Here is a 16,802-nt window from a genome sequence, read left to right as displayed (position 1 = left end):
GTAAGCGCCGGCCGTCGTTGCGGCCGCAAGCAGCGGCGGCTTTTTGATAGACAGGCAGGCTCGCGGGAACCGGGAAGTGCGAAGCGTGATGCCGTCAGCGTCGGGAGCCGTTACCCGATTCCGCCTCACCGAGCCGATACGCGGTAAAGAACGCGTACCACGGCGACCCTTGCGCGACCGGTATGCCGAGCGCCGCCGTCCGCTGTTTCAGCGCACCGAACACATCGTTGACGAACGTATTCAGCGCTTTGTCGCCGAATGGAACCGGTTGCGTTCGTCCTGCGGCGAACGCGCCGTACGCGATCGCCAGCAGGCGCGCGCCGTCGTCGGTTCCCGCGATCGTCGCGTTGATCGTGTCGACGAAGCGTGGCCGGTCTTCATCGCGCGCGGCGGACAGGCACAGGAACACGATCGCCGATAGTTCACGCCGGTCTTCCACCCTCAGCAGCGCAGGCAGCCGGGCAACGATCCGCTCCGCGGGTTCCTCGCGCAGCGCATCGCCGAAGTCGAGTACGGCGGTCATCGGATTCGTGTCCGCTTTCAGGCGCTCGAGTGCCGGTTGCGACGCCGACGACACGCCGCCCTGCGTCGCGGCCGGTGTAGACCGCAACGCATCGGCCACCTGCCGCGCCCACTCCGGAAAGATCATCCGCACGTTGCCGAACTGCTCGCCGCCTTCGGCGGCCGGATTCCACCGATAGACGATCGTGCCGCCGCGAATGAACGGCGAATACAGGTGCTCGGGTGTTTGCGGCGGCGGCCGCCGGTTGATCGGCAGCCACGCGAGCGTGAGCCAGTCGTAGCGGCCCGTCGCGGGCACGGCGGGGCTCGCGCTCGCGACGACCTGCCACGTGCCGCGATTCGCATAGCGGCGGCGCGCGTCGGGTACCGGGACGGTGCGGCCTTTCGCGGTGTCGAAATACGTGTTGCCCGTGACGTTCGCGCCGCTGTCAGCGGCCGGCGTGATGGTCGAGACGACCCACGACGCGCCGTCCGCCGAGCGGTAGTCGGACGGCTTCAGCGTCGCCACGTCGTGCACCATGCGCGTTTCCGCCGCGACGGGGCCTGGCGGGGCATTGGCGGGTGCGGCGAAGATACTCGGCATGGGCAGTCCTCGGATTCGGGTGCGCATCGCCGAGCGGGGGATGCGGTGCGGTTGTTTCTCGTAACTGTAGGACGTTGCTACAGATATCGCGAGGAATCCCGGCGCACAGGGCGAGGAGTGACACGGATTCACATTTTGTAGCAACATACCTACATATATGGCTTCCAGGAGTCCATCGTGACCATCACCACCCTCTCGAGTCGTGAGCTCAACCAGGACGTGACCAAGGCAAAGAAGGCGACGAAGGATGGCCCCGTGTTCATCACCGACCGCGGCAGGCCGGCCCATGTGCTGCTGAGTTTCGAGGAATACCAGCGTCTCACCCGGCAGCGGCGCAACATTGCCGACTCGCTCGCTATGCCGGGTGTCGAGGACATTGAGTTCGACCCGCCGCCCGCAAACGTCAAAATCAAGGAGGTCGGCTTCTGATGATGTTCGTTCTTGATACCAATGTGGTTTCGGAACTCCGGAAAGTGCGGGCGGGCAAGGCGGACAGGAACGTGGCGGCCTGGTGTTCGACCGTCGATGCGTCGGTGCTGTTTGTCTCGGCCATCACGATCATGGAGCTGGAGACCGGTGTCTTGCAGGTCGAGCGCAGAGGCACGGAACAGGGGGCGCTTCTCAGGGCATGGCTTGACGGGCACGTGCTGCCCGAGTTCGCTGGGCGCGTGTTACCGGTCGATACCGCCGTCGCCCAACGATGCGCACGGCTCCATGTGCCGGACCGGCGATCCGAGCGGGACGCGCTCATTGCTGCGACGGCGATCGTGCATGGCATGACGGTCGTGACGCGCAACGTTGCCGGTTTTGTTGAAACCGGTGTCGCGATTCTGAATCCGTGGGATTGAGCGAATAGATCAACTTGCTCCCGAGGCGAAATCGGATTCTGCCGCTGGTCGCAGTCGTCTTCGCGGGCATCGAACATCGGCGCGACCGACGAGTCGCGCCGCCGCGTCAGCGTTGCCCTTTACCCGCGCATCGGCGGATCGAGCCGCGCGAACGCTGCCTGCCGGCGATACGGGAAATGCGGATACGGCGCTTCCACCGCGCTCGCCGCATCGAGCGTCGCCATCTGCGCATCGGTCAGCGCCCAGCCGACCGCGCCGAGGTTCTGCCGCAACTGTTCCTCGTCGCGCGCGCCGACGATCACCGACGACACGGTCGGCCGCTGCAGCAGCCAGTTCAGCGCGATCTGCGGCACCGTCTTGCCGGTTTCCTCCGCGATCGCGTCGAGCGCGTCGACCACGTCGTACAGGCGCGCGTCGTCGACCGGCGGCCCGTAGCTGGCCGTTTCATGCAGGCGGCTGCGTTCGGGCAGCGGCGCGTTGCGCCGGATCTTGCCGGTGAGCCGGCCCCAGCCGAGCGGGCTCCACACCAGCGCGCCGAGGCCCTGATCGGCGCCGAGCGGCATCAGGTCCCATTCGTAGTCGCGGCCGACGAGCGAGTAGTACACCTGGTTCGCGACGTAGCGCGACCAGCCGTGCCGGTCGGCCGCCGCGAGCGACTTCATGATCTGCCAGCCGGCGAAGTTCGACACGCCGATATAACGGAGCTTGCCCGCGCGCACGAGATCGTCGAGCGTCGACATCACTTCCTCGACCGGCGTGCTCGCATCGAACGCGTGCAGTTGCAGCAGGTCGATGTAGTCGGTGTCGAGGCGGCGCAGCGCGTCGTCGACGGCGCGCACCAGCCGTGCCCGCGACGTGCCCGCGTCGTTCGGGCCGTCGCCGGTCGGCAGGCCCGTCTTGGTCGAGATCAGCGCCTGGTCGCGGCGCCCCTTGAGCGCGGCGCCGAGCACGCGTTCGGACGCGCCGTCGGAATACACGTCGGCCGTGTCGAACAGGTTGACGCCGGCTTCGAGGCAGATGTCGACCAGGCGGCGCGCTTCGTCGACGCCGGTATTGCCCCATGCGCTGAACAGCGGGCCGGTGCCGCCGAAGGTGCCGGCGCCGAAGCTCAGGGCGGGGACCTTGAGGCCGGAGCGGCCGAGCGTACGGTATTCCATGTGCATTTCCTTTCGTCGTGTGAGCGCGGCGCGGCCGCGCGTCGATCGTCACGCGATCACTGTACCGTTTGCGGCTTTTCCAGATAATCCGGAAGATGACGAAAATATCCTTCGGATGGAGCGAACAATGCTGCTCGACAACCTCGCGCTGTTCCTGCGCATCGTGGAGAAGGGCGGGCTGGCCGCGGCCGGCCGCGAGGTCGGCCTGTCGCCGGCCACGGTGTCCGAACGGCTGACGGCGCTCGAGCGCCACTACGGCGCCGCGCTGCTCACGCGCACGACGCGCGCGATCAGCCTGACCGACGAGGGGCGCACGCTGGTGGACGGCGCGCGACGCCTGCTCGCCGAGGCCGACGAACTGGAAAGCCGTGTGCGGCTGGGCATGCAGACGCTGTCGGGGCCCGTGCGGCTCAGCGCGCCGGCCGATCTCGGCCGCGAGCGGGTCGTGCCGGTCGTCGACGCGTTCCTGGCCGAGCATCCGGGCGTGACGGTCGACCTGCATCTCGGCGACGGATATGTCGATCTCGTCGGGCTGGGGCTCGATTTCGCGATCCGCCGCGGCACGCTGGCCGACAGCTCGTTGCGCAGCCGCTCGCTCGGCCGGGCGCGGCGCGCGGTGTGCGCGTCGCCCGCGTATCTCGCCGCACATGGCACGCCACGGCATCCGGACGAACTCGCCGAGCACGACTGCATCGTGATGCGCTTCGGCCAGGATCTGTATGCCGAATGGCCGTTCAGCATCGACGGCACATTGAAGCGCGTGGTGGTGCGCGGCCGGCGCGTCGCCAACGACGGCGCGCTCGTACGTGCGTGGTGCGTCGCGGGGCACGGTATCGCGCTGAAGTCGCTGGTCGATATCGAGCGGGATCTGGCGTCGGGCGCGCTCGTCGAGGTGCTCGGCGCGTTCTCGCCGGGCGACGTGGATCTGCAGATCGTCTATCCGGGCGGCGTCGCGCAGCCGCGGCGCGTGCGGGCGTTGATCGACAGGCTCGCGCAGGCGCTGGCGTAGCGGCACGTTGCTTGCGCCGCGTACGAGCGGCGAGCGGTTGCGGCGGCGATATCGCTGCGATTGCATCGGCGCTGGCGCCCGATGCCGGCGCGTGGCGAGCCACACCACGCGCCAAAAGCGCGCCTCGGATTCATTGCCCACATTTCGTCATTTAGCTAATATTCAAAACGACAAACGAAGCCGAACCCTATGGACGACGTCACCCGCCTCTGCGCCCTGGCCAACGAAAGCCGTCTGGCCGTGATGCGCTGGCTCAAGCAGCCGCGCAAGCATTTCCCGCCGCAGCCGCACGGCGATGTCGACGCGCTCGGCGTGTGCTGCACGTACATCACCGAGAAACTGGGCATCGCGCCGGCCACGACCACGCGCCACATGCGCATCCTCGCGGATGCCGGGCTCGTGCAGGCGACCCGCGTCGGCAAGTTCACGTACTACAAGCGGATCGACGGCGCGCTGCGGCAGCTCGGCCGCGATCTCTCGCAACTCTGACTCCGACCGAGGCAACCGACATGGATGAACTTGCACTGCTGGCCGATGCCGACCGGCGCGCGCACGCGTATCTGGCCGCGACGAACGAACGGCGCGCGTTTCCCGATGCGGGGGCGCTCGCCGGCCTTGCGGCGTTCGACGAGCCGCTGCCCGATACGGGCCGCCCGGCCGACGACGTGCTGCGCCTGCTCGACGAGCGCGGCACGCCCGCGACGGTCGCATCGAATGGCCCGAACTACTTCGGCTTCGTGATCGGCGCGACGCTGCCGGCCGCGGCGGCGGCCGAGCGGCTGATGCTCGCGTGGGACCAGTGCGCGTCGTCGTATGCGAATTCGCCGGTGGCCGCGACGCTCGAGCGCCAGGCCGCGCGCTGGGTCGTCGAGGCGCTCGGGTTGCCCGGAGGCAGCGCGGTCGGTTTCGGCACGAGCGCGACGGCCTGCACGCTCGTCGCGCTGGTGGCCGCGCGGCGCGCGCTGCTCGCGCGCCAGGGCTGGGATATCGACGAAGACGGGCTGATCGGCGCCCCCGAGGTGAAAGTCGTGATCTCCGCGCTCGCGCACATCACGGTGAAGAAGGCGCTGCGCGTACTCGGCTTCGGGATGAAGCGCATCGTCGTCGCGCCGGTCGATACGCACGGCCGGATCGACCCGGCGCAGTTGCCGCCGCTCGACGACATGACGATCTTCTGCGTGCAGGCCGGCGAAGTGAACACCGGCGAATTCGATCCGTTCGCGGCGCTGATTCCGCCCGCGAAGGCGGCCGGCGCGTGGGTCCACGTGGACGGCGCGTTCGGCCTGTGGGCGCGGGCCTCGTCGAAGCGCGCATTGACGGACGGCGTCGACGGCGCGGACAGCTGGACGACCGATGGTCACAAGTGGCTCAACACGCCGTACGACGGCGCGATGGTGATCTGCCGCGACGCGGCCGCGCTCGCCACCGCGATGAACAGCGACGCCGTGTACCTGAGCGGCGCGCAGGATGCGCAGAAGAATCTGAACCTCGAATTCTCGCGGCGTGCGCGCGGCATTCCCGTGTGGGCCGCGCTGCGCTCGCTCGGCCGCGCGGGCGTCGCGACGATGGTCGAGCGGCATTGCGCGCAGGCGGCGCGCGTCGCGGATGGCCTGCGTGCGGCCGGCTACGACGTGATCAATCGCGTCGTGCTGAACCAGGTGCTCGTGCGCGCCGGCACCGACGAGGAAACGGCGGCGATTCTCGAAGCCGCGCAGGCGTCGGGCGACGTGTGGTTCGGCGCGACCGTATGGCAGGGGCGGCCGGCGTTCCGGATCAGCGTGTCGTCGTGGCGCACGGAGGATGCGCACATCGATCGGCTCGTCGCATTGCTGACGAGGTTGCGCGGCGTGCACGCGGGTTGAGCGTCACGCGTCGTCCGACGTCGTAACGGTTGCGTACGCAACTTTCTGGCGTTCGATGAAGTGCCGCGCGGCATGCGGGGCGCGCGACACATCCGCAGGCGTGAAAATGTCGGACAATAGTCATCGCGCGGGCCGCGCCGGCACCGCGCGTTCAACCGAAGCATTCACGCTTGCGAGATCCCCATGTCGACTTCCTTTCCCCGGGAACTGCTGAAGGCCGCCGATATCGCGAAGATGGAACCGACGCGCGAGGTGCATTCGCTCAATCCCAATGCCGTTCGTCTGAAGCGGCAACTCGGCGACCTGACCGGCCTGACGCAATTCGGCGTTCATCTGCTCACGCTGATGCCCGGTCACGAATCGGCCGAATATCACCGCCATCTGTACGAAGAGGAATTCGTGTACGTGCTGTCCGGCACCGGCACGGTGACGATCGGCGGGCACGCCAGCGAAATCGGGCCCGGCGATTTTTTGGGTTTTCCGCGCGGCGGCGACGCGCATACGGTGCAGAACACCGGCGAGGCGCCGCTGGAGCTGCTCGTTGGCGGGCAGCGGCTCGAACACGACGTGTGCGAATACCCGCGTATCGGCAAGCGGCTGTATATCGCCGGCCAGCTCGAGGAGTATGTCGAGCTGCCGAAGGCGCCGTGACGGCGGATCGAACGTCATCGACGGAGCGGGCCGTTCGGTCAATCACGATGAATTCGCTTCTCGCGACCCTGTCGCGCTTATGATGCGGGAACGCCACTGAAAGGTTCCACGCCATGGACGCGCCGCTCCCGCCGATGTCTGCCCCGATTTCCGAAACGGCTCCTGAAACCGAAGCCGAAGCTGCCGGCGAACCGCGCGCGTCGCGCGTGCATCGGCCGGTCGCGCTCGTGACCGGCTCGACGTCGGGAATCGGGGCGGCCGTCGCGCGGCGCCTCGCGGCCGACGGCTACGCGGTGATCCTGCATTCGCGCACCTCGGCCGACGCCGGGCGTGCGATGGCGCGCGAACTTGGCGGCGCCTATGTGCAGGCCGATCTCGCCGACGACGCCGAGCGCGTGAGATTGATCCGCGACGCACTCGCCGTGCACGGGCGGCTCGACGTGCTCGTCAACAACGCGGGCGTCAGCCGCGTGATTGCGCACGACGACCTCGCGGCGGCCACGCCCGACGTGTGGCGCGAAATGCACGAGATCAACGTGATCGCGCCGTTCCGGCTCGTCGCCGAAGCGCAGGCCGCCCTGCGCGAGGCGGCGTCGCACGGGCGTGCCGGGTGCGTCGTGAACGTCAGTTCGCATGCGGGCGTGCGGCCGAAGGGCGCGTCGATTCCGTATGCGGCCGCGAAGGCCGCGCTCAATCACACGACGCGGCTGCTCGCGCGCACGCTTGCGCCGGCGATTCGCGTCAATGCGGTCGCGCCGGGGCTTGTCGATACGCCGTTGACCGCCGACTGGACGCAAGCGCAGCAGCTGTGGCGCGAGCGCGCGCCGATGCGTCGCGCGGCGACGCCGGACGATATCGCGCAGACGGTCGCGATGCTCGTCGCGTCCGATTACGTGACGGGCGAGATCGTGATGCTCGATGGCGGGTTGAACCTGACGTGACGGGGTGACGCGGAGAACCGGCGGCGGTGCGCGCATCGTGTACGCAACCGCCGGGTTCGTTCGCAGGGGGATCGATCAGCCGAGGTTCGACCGCAGCCGCGCGAGCGCCTGGTCGTGCGTGCGTTCGAACTTCAGCGGCGTGACCGCGATATACCCTTCGCCGAGCGCGACCGTTTCCGAATCCGCATCGTCATCGCGCGGCGCACGCGCGAGCTTCAGCCAGTGATAGTCGATCTCGCGCGGATCGCGTCCCGACACGATTTCGACGCCCTGCAGCGTGCCGGCGCCCTGGTTCGTCACCTTCAGGCCGCGCACGTCGTCGGCCGGCCGCGGCGGGAAATTGACGTTGAGGCACGCATCGCTGTCCCAGCCGGCGGCGGCGAGCCGGCGAATGACGTCCGGCGCGTGCGCGAGCGCGGTGCCCCACGGCACCGCGTTGCGATCCGTGAACGCCTGGCTCAGCGCGATGGCCGGCACGCCGACCAGCATGCTCGTCATCGCGGCGCCGACCGTGCCGGAAAACACCGTTTCGGTGCCGAGGTTCGCGCCGCGATTCACGCCCGACAGCACGACGTCCGGCCGCGCGCCCTTCATCAGGTGGCTGACCGCGATCGCGACGCAGTCGCCGGGCGTGCCGCGCACCGCGAAGCGGCGCTCGCCCTTGCGATGCACGCGCAGCGGTTCGTGCAGGCTCAGCGAATGCGACGTGCCGCTCTGGTCTTCGGCGGGCGCGACGATCCACACTTCGCGGGCGAGTTGCGTGGCGACCTGTTCGAGTATTTCAAGGCCGGGAGCGTCGAATCCGTCGTCGTTGGTGAGCAGGACGCGATCGAACAGCGGGCGGGTTTCTTGCATCGGGACGATCCTCGCGGAAGGCAATGAGGAGAAGTGCGGCGTGGCGCAAGCCACGAGGCTGATATGACTCCCGGCGTCGACCGGGGATCGGTTTCTCGAGTCATGTTGCCAGAATTTCAGCGATTCGCCTTCAGGTAATGCCGTTATGCGGTGCCTCACCGACATCCTGGCAATTCGCAACTGCCCGGCGAGCCGAGCTGTCCAAAGCGCGCCACGTAGCGTGGCGACCATGCCTCGCGGGCGCGTGGCCGGCTCCGGTATCGTGTAAAAAGCGGCGAGTCGTCGATAACTTCGAAAAATCCGCACGACGGGGACGTGCGGCCATATCCTGTGCACTGCCGGCGCAGTGCGCGTACCGTCCGCTGCTCGGCCGCACGCCGATTTCCGGACGAACCGGAAATTATTCTAAAATTGAGCCGCTATTGCCCGGTATGCCGAGTACGGCCTGCAACACGATGGTGGGAGCATGCTTCCCATCGCGGCGGGGAAGCGGCGCATCACCGAAAGCCTCGGCGGAAACAGGAACATGGAAGAATTTTTTGTGCGCGTGATGGTAGCCGACGATCATCCCGCGTCCGCGCTGGGCATGTCGCAGGCGCTGCAAGGCAACAGCACGATCGGGCTCGTGGGCACCGTTTCGAATTCGACGGACCTGGTTGCAGCGCTCGACGTGCAGCAGAGCGACGTGCTCGTGCTCGACTATGTGATGCCGGGCGGCAAGTACGGCGACGGGCTCGTGCTGCTGTCGTTCCTGCAGCGGCGCTATCCGGCGCTGCGCATCGTGACGATCACGATGATCGACAATCCGAGCGTGCTGCGCGCGATCCACAAGCGGGGCGTGAGCTGCATTCTCAGCAAGTCCGATGCGATCTCGCACCTGATCGGCGCCGTGCATGCCGCGTACGTCGGTGCGAGCTACACGTCGCCATACATCAAGCAACTCCTGCACGACGCCAAACCCGAGCCCACCGCGCGCGCATTGACCACGCGCGAAATCGAGGTGGTGCGATTGTTCGGTGCGGGCTACACGGTGGGCGAGATCGCCACGCAGCTTCATCGGAGCAAGCAGACCGTCAGTTCCCAAAAGTCGAGCGCAATGAAGAAACTCGGTATCGTGCGCGACGCGGATCTGATCCGCTACAACGGCGAACAGGATCTCGACGGCGCACCCGACGACGAGGCGTCGCGGACGTGACGCGCCCGCGGGCCGGCTGTGCTCCGACTCCGCTGCGGGCCAGTGCCGCTGAAACGATGCATGTGCGTGTCGGCGGTGCGCGCCGCGCGACAACGCTGTTTTCGGGGCGCCGACGCGTGGAGGTCGGTAAACGATGCGGCATCCGCGGCCGCGTGTGACGAGATCGACACGACATGCCTGCAAAACTGAAAAGACTTCTTTCGTCCGCCACGCCGACGGGTCGCAAGTCATTCGAACCGGCTCGCGTGAGGCGACAGCAGCAGTTCCTGCTGTATGCAAGCGGCGCCGCGATCTCGGTGTTCATTCTGGTGTGTGCGGCGCTCGTCGTGCTGCTCGATGTGAAGGAATCCCTCGAGCGCGCCCGCGTTGACTTCACCGAGCGCAAGGCGGAGTTCTTTGCCGAGCTGGAGGTGATGAAGGCGCTGCAGAATCGCTATGTCGACAACATGGAGCAGCGTTGGGCGCACGGCCCCGTCATTGCGCCGGGCTCGCCCGGGCTGTTCGACGGCAAGCGCGGTAAACAAACCCTGGTCGGCCGGATCGGGCCGGTTGCGGTCGCGGCCTTCGTCGATGTCCCGTCAGCCGATCCGGCGAATACGCGCCTGCCCTATCTCGAAAACTTTCTCGGACAGGTGGAGACGACCGGCGTGCTGCCGCCGAAACCGGCGATTTCGGTATTCGCGTCCTATCTGATCGATTCGAACGGCGATTATCTTGTCGCGATGGGGTATCCGGTGGTCAAGCGAGCGCTCTCGTGGCCGGCCGGTTTCGACGTGCGGGCACTCGTTCGGCAACTGCGGCCGCTGAACGACGGCGCGTCCGCCCCGGCGGCTTCCGCGGCGAACGCGATCACGCTCGACCGTCGATTCGACCCGGTGCTCGGGCGCGCCGTGTTGCGGCTGGTGCAACCGGTGCGCGGCGCGAACGGCAAGCCGGTCGCCTGGTTCATCACCAACAGCCGGCCGCAGATGGACGAGATCGTGCGTCCGTCGAGCATCGGCGCGGACTACGCGCTCGTCGACGTCGGCGGCAATCTGCTGGTCGGCCGTCAACCCGATGATGTGACAGCCGCCCTGGCGCTCGCCGACGCGCGCCGCACGCAAACGGTCGTTCGTCGTGTCGGCACGCACTTCGTCATCGGCAGCCAGATACGGGAATCGGATGCGGTGCTGATGGCGACGCTCTCGTGGCGCGGCGTTCTGTACGATATTGCCGCCGCCCTCGGCGTGACGCTCGGGGCCGCCGTGTTCGCCATTGGGCTGCTGTGGGGCGCCATCGTGTCTTTCGACCGGCGCGCGCTGCGTCCGGCGAATCGCCGTGCAATTCGCCTGATCGAAAGCGAGGCGCTCAACCGTACACTGATCCGGACCGCGCCGGCCGGGCTCGTGCTGTTGTCCTTTGCCGATGGCGAGGCGATCATGCGCAACGAAGCGATGATCGCGTACGAGCGGGAGGTGGCGGGCGAGCCGCTCGGCACACTGCTGTGGCGCGCGTACCGGGACGGCGCCCCGGCCGGCAACGCGCGCAAGCGCGTGACGCGAGAGCTGGCCGTCGAGCGCGCGGGGGCCGGCATCGTCTATTTCGACGCGCACATCGCGCGCACCAAGTACCGCGGCATCGACGTGCTGCTGTGCACGCTGCTCGACATCACGGTGCGCAAGCAGGCGGAGGAAAAGCTGCGCGAGGCGCGCGAAGCGGCCGAACTCGCGAACAAGGCGAAGTCGACGTTCCTCGCGACGATGAGCCACGAGATCCGCACGCCGCTCAACGCGATCATCGGCAACCTGGAGTTGATGGCGCACGCGCAGATGGCGCCGCCGCTGCGGCGCCGGCTCGGCACGATCGTGTCGTCGTCCGATGCGCTGCTGCGCGTGATCAACGACGTGCTGGACCTGTCGAAGGCGGAATCGAATCAGATGACGCTGGAAGTCATGCCGTTCGACCCCCGCCGTCTGCTGCTCGACATCGCGGCGTTTTTCCGTCCGCTCGCCGATGCAAAGGGACTGGCGCTCGAGTGCGCCGTGTCGGCGGAGTTGGCCGATGGTTATGTCGGCGACCCGACCCGCCTGCGGCAACTCGTGTCGAACCTCGTCAGCAACGCGATCAAGTTCACCGAACGCGGCAGCGTGACGCTCTCGGCAGGGCCGGCGCGCATCGGCGCCCACAGGCGCGGCCTCGAAATACGCGTCGCGGACACCGGCATCGGCATACCCGCCGACCGCATGCCGGCTTTGTTCGACGTCTACATCCAGGCCGATGCATCGACCTATCGCCGCTTTGGCGGCACCGGCCTCGGGCTGCCGCTATGCCGCCATATCGCCACGCTGATGCACGGCGAACTGACCGTCGACAGCCGCGTCGACGAAGGCACGACGTTCACCGCGACACTGCCGCTGCCGGCCGCCCCGGCCGGATGGCGTGCGGATACGTTCGAGCACGACGCGGCGGCCGACGCCAGGCCGGAACCGGATGACCCAACGCGCGCGCCGTTGCGGGTGCTCGTTGCCGAGGACCATCCCGCGAGCCGCGCGTTGCTGCGCGACCAGCTCGATGCGCTGGGGTACGACGCGATAATCGTCAGCAACGGCGTGGAGGCGATGCGGGCGTTCTTCGAGCATCCGTTCGATGTCGTGTTGACCGATCTGGGCATGCCGGAGCTCGACGGCTACGCGCTGACGAATTTCCTGCGGGAACAGGGGGCAACGGTGCCCGTGATCGCGATGACCGCGCATGCGACGGAGGAAGACTACCGACGCTGCGCACGGGTGGGTGCCGCGGAAGTCGTACTCAAGCCGCTGTCGATGTCGGCGCTCGATGCCGCGCTGAGGCGGCATGCGGCTTCCGGCTCGCCCGCCGTGGAGCATGGTGATCACGGCAAGCAGCCGGCGATGACCGACGAGATCCGGCTGAAACTGTGCGAGGCGACGCTTCGCTCGCTCGCGGCAATCGACGCGGCGCTGGCGAGCGGCGATATCGGCACGCTGAAGACCGAATTGCACTCGCTGCGAGGCGGTTTCGCGCTGGCCGGCGACACGCGGACACGGGACGCATGCGCGCGCGCGGAACGTATCGCGATGGATGAAGGCGTGGAAGGGCTCGCGCCGGCATGGCCGGCCTGCCGCGCGACGATCGCGGCCGCGCTGGAGCGGTTGTCCGGCGCCGAAACGCGAGCGCCGCGTACCTCGAACTGACCGATGGCGGCGCACGGCTGGTTGTCCCGATCCGCTTCGGCTCTATTGATACGAAAGCGTAAAGGACGCCCGCGCGTTGACTTGCCCCGGTGTGATTTTAGGTGCGGTCTTCACGTATTTCGCGACGATCGGAATGGTCAGGGTGCCGCTTCCCGTCACTCTGCCTGCGAGCCACTGATTGGTGTTGCCTTTCAATGAGGAATCGGGGCCGAAACCGAGCGGCGTCGAACTTCCCTCCTTGAAGAGCTGGATGCCGATACCCGTTGCCGTCGCCTCGGGAGCGAGACTGAGAACGTTTCCAGTGTTCGTTGGCGTGACGACATCGGTCAACGTGACGTAGACGCCGGTCGATTGCTTGCAATTGACCATGAGCGATGTGGTGCCGGATTCGGTGGACACGTCGCCCACCGAAGCCAGCCTGGGGGCAAACAGCTCCGGTAGCGCGACGCTGCTCTGCGTGGCCGACGTCAGTGAGCAGCTGGTGGCGGTGATGTTGATCCTGAGCGGGTTCATATAAATCGCGGAAGCACGACCTCCAGAGCCCTGGTCCAAGTAAACGTCTCCGATTTTGGTATAGGGGATGGAATAGGAGCCCGAAACGAGTGCTCCGCTGAATACAAGCGCAACGCGAGCGTAGAGGTCCGAGCTGGAGGGGTACACCGGAATCTGTGTCCAGTCCGAAGTAACGGGGGACCACGGTGATAGCGGGCTGGCGCCGTTCTGTACCGCTGCCATGAGTGCGTAGCCGATTCCGGGAATGCCGGTTTCATATACCGGGTGCGATTTTCCTCCATAGGAAAAGGTGATGCCGGGAACCAGTTTTCCCGGTGACCGGACTCTATACTGTTTGCCGTCGCAGTCCGGGCCTATGAAGTAGGTGGTTCTTTGCTGTTCACTGAGTGCGCCCGAATTCACGAGCGTGCCGGGATTTTTCGCGTCCCGGTTGCTCGTAATGCTCGTCTGGAGCGTCGGAGACAATGGTGGAGGCGCATCGCCGGGAAACGAACATGCGCGAGCGGCGTCCGACAGGATGAACGGTGCACATCCCAATGCAAGAAGCGACAGTAGGACATTCCAACCGCGCGAAGCGGATAAGCGAGGTTTCGTGGATGGTTTCACCCGTTGCTCCTTTGAAAAGAAGCAAGGCGTACGCTTGCTTCGTAAATGAATGGGTCGTGGTTCATGTCGTGCACGGCATGCTCGCGGGCGATCAGCCGCGCCGGACCACGCGCGGCCACACCACGCCGGTCAGGGTTTAGCGCAGACGCCGGCGATCTGGCTATATCCGTTCGAACCGTGCTTGCCCTGTCGAACCGGAAGGTCGTACGAGATGCGGCAGGACGAATTCGCGTCGTCGGCCCACTTGACGGTGAGTTCGCCGTGGGCGTCGAGCCCGCGCGCAAAGATCTTGCTTGCCTGCCCGACGACGCCGAGTTCCTTGCCCGATTGGTCGTACACGGTCGCGCCGAACGGCAACGGCGCGCCGTTCGCCTGCCGCGCCTTGATGACGATCGCGCGCCCCGTATCGGTCGCGAACTTCAGCAGCGGCACGGCGCCGGCGCGCGGCGCGACCTGCTGGCTCGTCTCCTTCAGCTCGACATCCATCGAGATGCCCTTCGGGTCGAGCTCGACCGTGTTCAGGTTGTAAGGCGTCAGATACGGCACGATCGCATAACCGCGACCGTCGACGCGCACGCCCGACGCATTCGTGATGCGCGCGCCGGCAGCGCCTGGCGCCTCGACGATCCCGAACGTTTCGGACAGCGGCTGCGACAGCGTGATGCCGCCGCCATGCGCGACCGCCGCGCCGCGGATGCCGATCGACCCCTGCTGATAATCGCCGCTCGCGCTGGCGCTCGCGCTGAGTTCGGCGAAGCGTGCACGGTACGTGGCGCTGCCGCCGCCGTCGGTGCTCGAACTGCCGGTATCGGACGCGTGGTTCACGTTGACGCTGTACGACAGCGCATTGTCGACGCCGAGCGAATCCGACAGCGTCGTCTGAACCTGCGTACGGCCGCGGGTATCGTGCGTGACGCTGCCCGACACCGTCGTGGGCCGCGATCGGCCGAGCGGAATCGTGACGCTGACGTAGTACAGCGTGCTCATTTCGCCGCCCTGGCTGCGCTGCCGCGCGGCCGACAGGTTGTACGAAATATTGCGGTACGCGTTGTTGTAGCTGACCGAATAGCTGGTGTCGGAGCCCTGGCGATTCCAGTAGTCGGAGGCCGACGCGGTGACGCCGAGCTGGCCGCCCTTGTCGCCGAGGCGCTGACTGAGGGTCAGCGACGCGCGATTGCGCTGACGCCAGATCGAGTCGACAAGCCCGCCCTCGCGCACGGTGTCGCGTGTGCGCATCGCGTCGTTCAGGCCGAAGTAGCCGCTCGTCGAGTAGCGGTACGCCGCGATCGCGATATCGGTATTCGTCCGCGCGATCGTTTTCGAATAGCTGACCCGCATGCTCGAGCCGTTGAAGCGCTTCACGCCCGGGATCGATGTGGTCGCATGCGTGATGTCCGCACCGAACGCGCCGATCGACGTATTGAGCGCGGCGCCGACCATCGCGGACACATAGCCGGTCGCGGCCGTCACGCCGCCATAGCCCGTGATGAGGTTTGTCAGGCCGCGCTGGTACGTGGCCTGCGCGAACAACGGATGGCTGCTGCCCTGCGGATTGCGCAGCGAGCCGACGGAAAAGCTGTAACGGCTGATGCCGGGTCGCAGCGACATCGGAACGGCCGCGTACGGCACCGAGAACGCATGCACGGAGCCGTCGGCTTCGGTGACGGACACCTGCAGGTCGCCGCCATAGCCGGTCGGATAGAGGTCGTTGATCTCGAACGCACCGGGCGCGACGGTCGTCTCGTAAAGCATCACGCCGTTCTGGCGAATCGTGACCTTCGCGTTGGTGTTGGCGATGCCGCGCACCACCGGCGCGTACCCGCGCAGCGAATCGGGCAGCATGCGATCGTCCGATGACAGTCGCACGCCGCGGAACTGCGTGGAGTCGAACAGGTCGCCGGACGTGTAGGTTTCGCCGATCACGAGCTGCGACGACAGCGACGGGAGGTCGCGCTGAGCGTAGGTGGAAATGTCGTCGTACTGGCTGCTCCCTTGCGACGACCAGCTATACGAGCCGTCGTGGCGGAAGTGCCAGTTACCGACGTTCACGCCGCCGCTCAGGCCGAGATACCCTTGCGTCTGCGTCGAGCTGCCGCGGTTCTTCGAGCCGTAGAGGTTGAAGTTGTAGCCGAGCATCGCGACCGGCACGCCCGAACTCCACTGGTCGGGGCTCACGTAGCCACGCGCCTGGTGCGCGAGCGACGCTTGCGGGATGCTCAACGTCAGCGTCTGCTCGCTGAAATCGAACGCGGCGCTCGCTTCCGGAATGACTTGACCGATGCGGCGGCATTCGCCTGCGACGGCGAGTTGCGCGACGAGCTCGGGCGACAGTTTGCGGAAATCGACGCCGATGCGCTTCAGCATCTTTTCGTCGAAGCAAGGCTGCGCGTCCGGCGTGCCGGGCGCGGCCTTGAACGGGACGTCGTACCGGCCGATCCAGTCGGCGCCGACGTAGAGGTCGACGCTATATTCGCCCGGCAGCGCGACGTTGCCGCGCGCATAGCGCGACAGGTCGACCTGCCTTCCGTTGCCGTTGCTCAGGAAGCCGGGATCGAATTCGACCTGCGCGAACTCCGTCTGCGCGACCTGGATCGGCGCGGGCAGAGACGGCGGGGGCGTTTCCGCACGCGCGTTTTGCGACCACGCGCCGATGCAGGACAGAACCAGCACGTAGATGGGCTTGAGGTGCGGCATGCCGGGCACGTACGTGCGCACATGTCGATTCGAAGTCATTCCCAGCTGCTCCTGTCGTGATCGGGTGCACGGCGCCACGCGCAAAGCCCGTTACGGGCTGCGTGTTTCGCGGCATCGCTCGGCGTTCGTTGCAAATAGAAAAATCGGTGTTGTTCGCGAGGCCTGGCCTCCGACG

The 16,802-nt window shown here is 67.0% G+C and carries 14 protein-coding genes; 9 read left to right on the top strand and 5 right to left on the bottom strand.

The window, feature by feature from the left end:
* Window positions 1-94 precede the first annotated feature (94 nt).
* A complete protein-coding gene (locus C5F75_RS29890; protein ID WP_104013171.1) occupies window positions 95-1,105 on the bottom strand; it encodes a hypothetical protein in 1,011 nt (336 codons plus the stop codon).
* Window positions 1,106-1,282: 177 nt separating this feature from the next.
* On the opposite strand from C5F75_RS29890, the gene C5F75_RS29885 reads away from it, so the two are divergent.
* The gene (locus C5F75_RS29885) at window positions 1,283-1,534 is read left to right on the top strand and encodes a type II toxin-antitoxin system Phd/YefM family antitoxin (protein ID WP_059576355.1); all 252 of its coding nucleotides are present in this window, start codon (window positions 1,283-1,285) and stop codon (window positions 1,532-1,534) included.
* Window positions 1,534-1,953, top strand: coding sequence for a type II toxin-antitoxin system VapC family toxin (locus C5F75_RS29880; protein WP_179231754.1), 420 nt, complete (start codon window positions 1,534-1,536; stop codon window positions 1,951-1,953). Before C5F75_RS29885 ends, C5F75_RS29880 begins: the two co-directional genes overlap by 1 nt.
* Before the next feature lie 119 nt (window positions 1,954-2,072).
* Here the strand turns inward: C5F75_RS29880 and C5F75_RS29875 are convergent, their stop codons facing one another.
* A complete protein-coding gene (locus tag C5F75_RS29875) occupies window positions 2,073-3,110 on the bottom strand; it encodes an aldo/keto reductase (RefSeq protein ID WP_059576272.1) in 1,038 nt (345 codons plus the stop codon).
* A gap of 127 nt (window positions 3,111-3,237) precedes the next feature.
* Here C5F75_RS29875 and C5F75_RS29870 point away from each other — a divergent pair, with 127 nt between their 5' ends.
* The 5 genes from C5F75_RS29870 to C5F75_RS29850 all read left to right on the top strand — a co-directional run bounded on the left by C5F75_RS29870 (window position 3,238) and on the right by C5F75_RS29850 (window position 7,573).
* Entirely contained in the window at window positions 3,238-4,119 is an 882-nt protein-coding gene (locus C5F75_RS29870; RefSeq protein ID WP_104013170.1) for a LysR family transcriptional regulator, read from the top strand.
* A 189-nt stretch (window positions 4,120-4,308) separates the two neighbouring features.
* Window positions 4,309-4,608: an ArsR/SmtB family transcription factor gene (locus C5F75_RS29865; RefSeq protein WP_104013169.1), complete on the top strand. Its 300-nt coding sequence runs from the start codon at window positions 4,309-4,311 to the stop codon at window positions 4,606-4,608.
* Window positions 4,609-4,628: 20 nt separating this feature from the next.
* Entirely contained in the window at window positions 4,629-5,981 is a 1,353-nt protein-coding gene (locus C5F75_RS29860; protein ID WP_089465314.1) for a pyridoxal phosphate-dependent decarboxylase family protein, read from the top strand.
* 183 nt (window positions 5,982-6,164) lie between these two features.
* Window positions 6,165-6,632 (top strand): cupin domain-containing protein, encoded by a 468-nt coding sequence (locus C5F75_RS29855; RefSeq protein WP_059576260.1) that lies wholly within the window; start codon window positions 6,165-6,167, stop codon window positions 6,630-6,632.
* A 113-nt stretch (window positions 6,633-6,745) separates the two neighbouring features.
* Window positions 6,746-7,573 carry an SDR family NAD(P)-dependent oxidoreductase gene (locus C5F75_RS29850; RefSeq protein WP_060010367.1) on the top strand — a complete coding sequence of 276 codons (828 nt, stop codon included), beginning with the start codon at window positions 6,746-6,748 and terminating at the stop codon, window positions 7,571-7,573.
* A gap of 75 nt (window positions 7,574-7,648) precedes the next feature.
* On the opposite strand, the gene surE is transcribed toward C5F75_RS29850, so the two are convergent.
* Entirely contained in the window at window positions 7,649-8,428 is a 780-nt protein-coding gene (surE, locus tag C5F75_RS29845) for a 5'/3'-nucleotidase SurE (RefSeq protein WP_059576257.1), read from the bottom strand.
* Between the two features lie 526 nt (window positions 8,429-8,954).
* Between surE and C5F75_RS29840 the strand changes: the two genes are divergently transcribed.
* Both C5F75_RS29840 and C5F75_RS29835 read left to right on the top strand, forming a co-directional pair.
* Window positions 8,955-9,623, top strand: a complete 669-nt coding sequence (locus C5F75_RS29840) for a response regulator (protein ID WP_059576254.1) — start codon at window positions 8,955-8,957, stop codon at window positions 9,621-9,623.
* A 173-nt stretch (window positions 9,624-9,796) separates the two neighbouring features.
* Window positions 9,797-12,814: a hybrid sensor histidine kinase/response regulator gene (locus C5F75_RS29835; protein ID WP_059576251.1), complete on the top strand. Its 3,018-nt coding sequence runs from the start codon at window positions 9,797-9,799 to the stop codon at window positions 12,812-12,814.
* Between the two features lie 42 nt (window positions 12,815-12,856).
* Here C5F75_RS29835 and C5F75_RS36525 read toward each other — a convergent pair whose 3' ends face one another.
* Window positions 12,857-13,933 carry a fimbrial protein gene (locus C5F75_RS36525; RefSeq protein ID WP_143328734.1) on the bottom strand — a complete coding sequence of 359 codons (1,077 nt, stop codon included), beginning with the start codon at window positions 13,931-13,933 and terminating at the stop codon, window positions 12,857-12,859.
* A 129-nt stretch (window positions 13,934-14,062) separates the two neighbouring features.
* Complete coding sequence (locus C5F75_RS29825; protein ID WP_059576245.1) at window positions 14,063-16,666, bottom strand: fimbria/pilus outer membrane usher protein; 2,604 nt, start codon at window positions 16,664-16,666, stop codon at window positions 14,063-14,065.
* Window positions 16,667-16,802 lie beyond the last annotated feature (136 nt).

The sequence above is a fragment of the Burkholderia anthinoferrum genome, assembly GCF_002925705.1.
In the GTDB taxonomy this organism is placed as follows: domain Bacteria; phylum Pseudomonadota; class Gammaproteobacteria; order Burkholderiales; family Burkholderiaceae; genus Burkholderia; species Burkholderia semiarida.
The sequence above is the reverse complement of the archived record's forward strand: the minus strand, read 5'-3'. Positions and strand labels throughout refer to the sequence as shown.

What these genes read in the sequence shown, in the direction of transcription:
- C5F75_RS29890 (WP_104013171.1), bottom strand. Translation starts at nt 1,105, where the DNA reads ATGCCGAGTATCTTCGCCGCACCCGCCAATGCCCCGCCAGGCCCCGTC.
- C5F75_RS29880 (WP_179231754.1), top strand. Translation starts at nt 1,534, where the DNA reads ATGATGTTCGTTCTTGATACCAATGTGGTTTCGGAACTCCGGAAAGTG.
- C5F75_RS29875 (WP_059576272.1), bottom strand. Translation starts at nt 3,110, where the DNA reads ATGGAATACCGTACGCTCGGCCGCTCCGGCCTCAAGGTCCCCGCCCTG.
- C5F75_RS29870 (WP_104013170.1), top strand. Translation starts at nt 3,238, where the DNA reads ATGCTGCTCGACAACCTCGCGCTGTTCCTGCGCATCGTGGAGAAGGGC.
- C5F75_RS29865 (WP_104013169.1), top strand. Translation starts at nt 4,309, where the DNA reads ATGGACGACGTCACCCGCCTCTGCGCCCTGGCCAACGAAAGCCGTCTG.
- C5F75_RS29860 (WP_089465314.1), top strand. Translation starts at nt 4,629, where the DNA reads ATGGATGAACTTGCACTGCTGGCCGATGCCGACCGGCGCGCGCACGCG.
- C5F75_RS29855 (WP_059576260.1), top strand. Translation starts at nt 6,165, where the DNA reads ATGTCGACTTCCTTTCCCCGGGAACTGCTGAAGGCCGCCGATATCGCG.
- C5F75_RS29850 (WP_060010367.1), top strand. Translation starts at nt 6,746, where the DNA reads ATGGACGCGCCGCTCCCGCCGATGTCTGCCCCGATTTCCGAAACGGCT.
- surE (WP_059576257.1), bottom strand. Translation starts at nt 8,428, where the DNA reads ATGCAAGAAACCCGCCCGCTGTTCGATCGCGTCCTGCTCACCAACGAC.
- C5F75_RS29840 (WP_059576254.1), top strand. Translation starts at nt 8,955, where the DNA reads ATGGAAGAATTTTTTGTGCGCGTGATGGTAGCCGACGATCATCCCGCG.
- C5F75_RS29835 (WP_059576251.1), top strand. Translation starts at nt 9,797, where the DNA reads ATGCCTGCAAAACTGAAAAGACTTCTTTCGTCCGCCACGCCGACGGGT.
- C5F75_RS29825 (WP_059576245.1), bottom strand. Translation starts at nt 16,666, where the DNA reads ATGACTTCGAATCGACATGTGCGCACGTACGTGCCCGGCATGCCGCAC.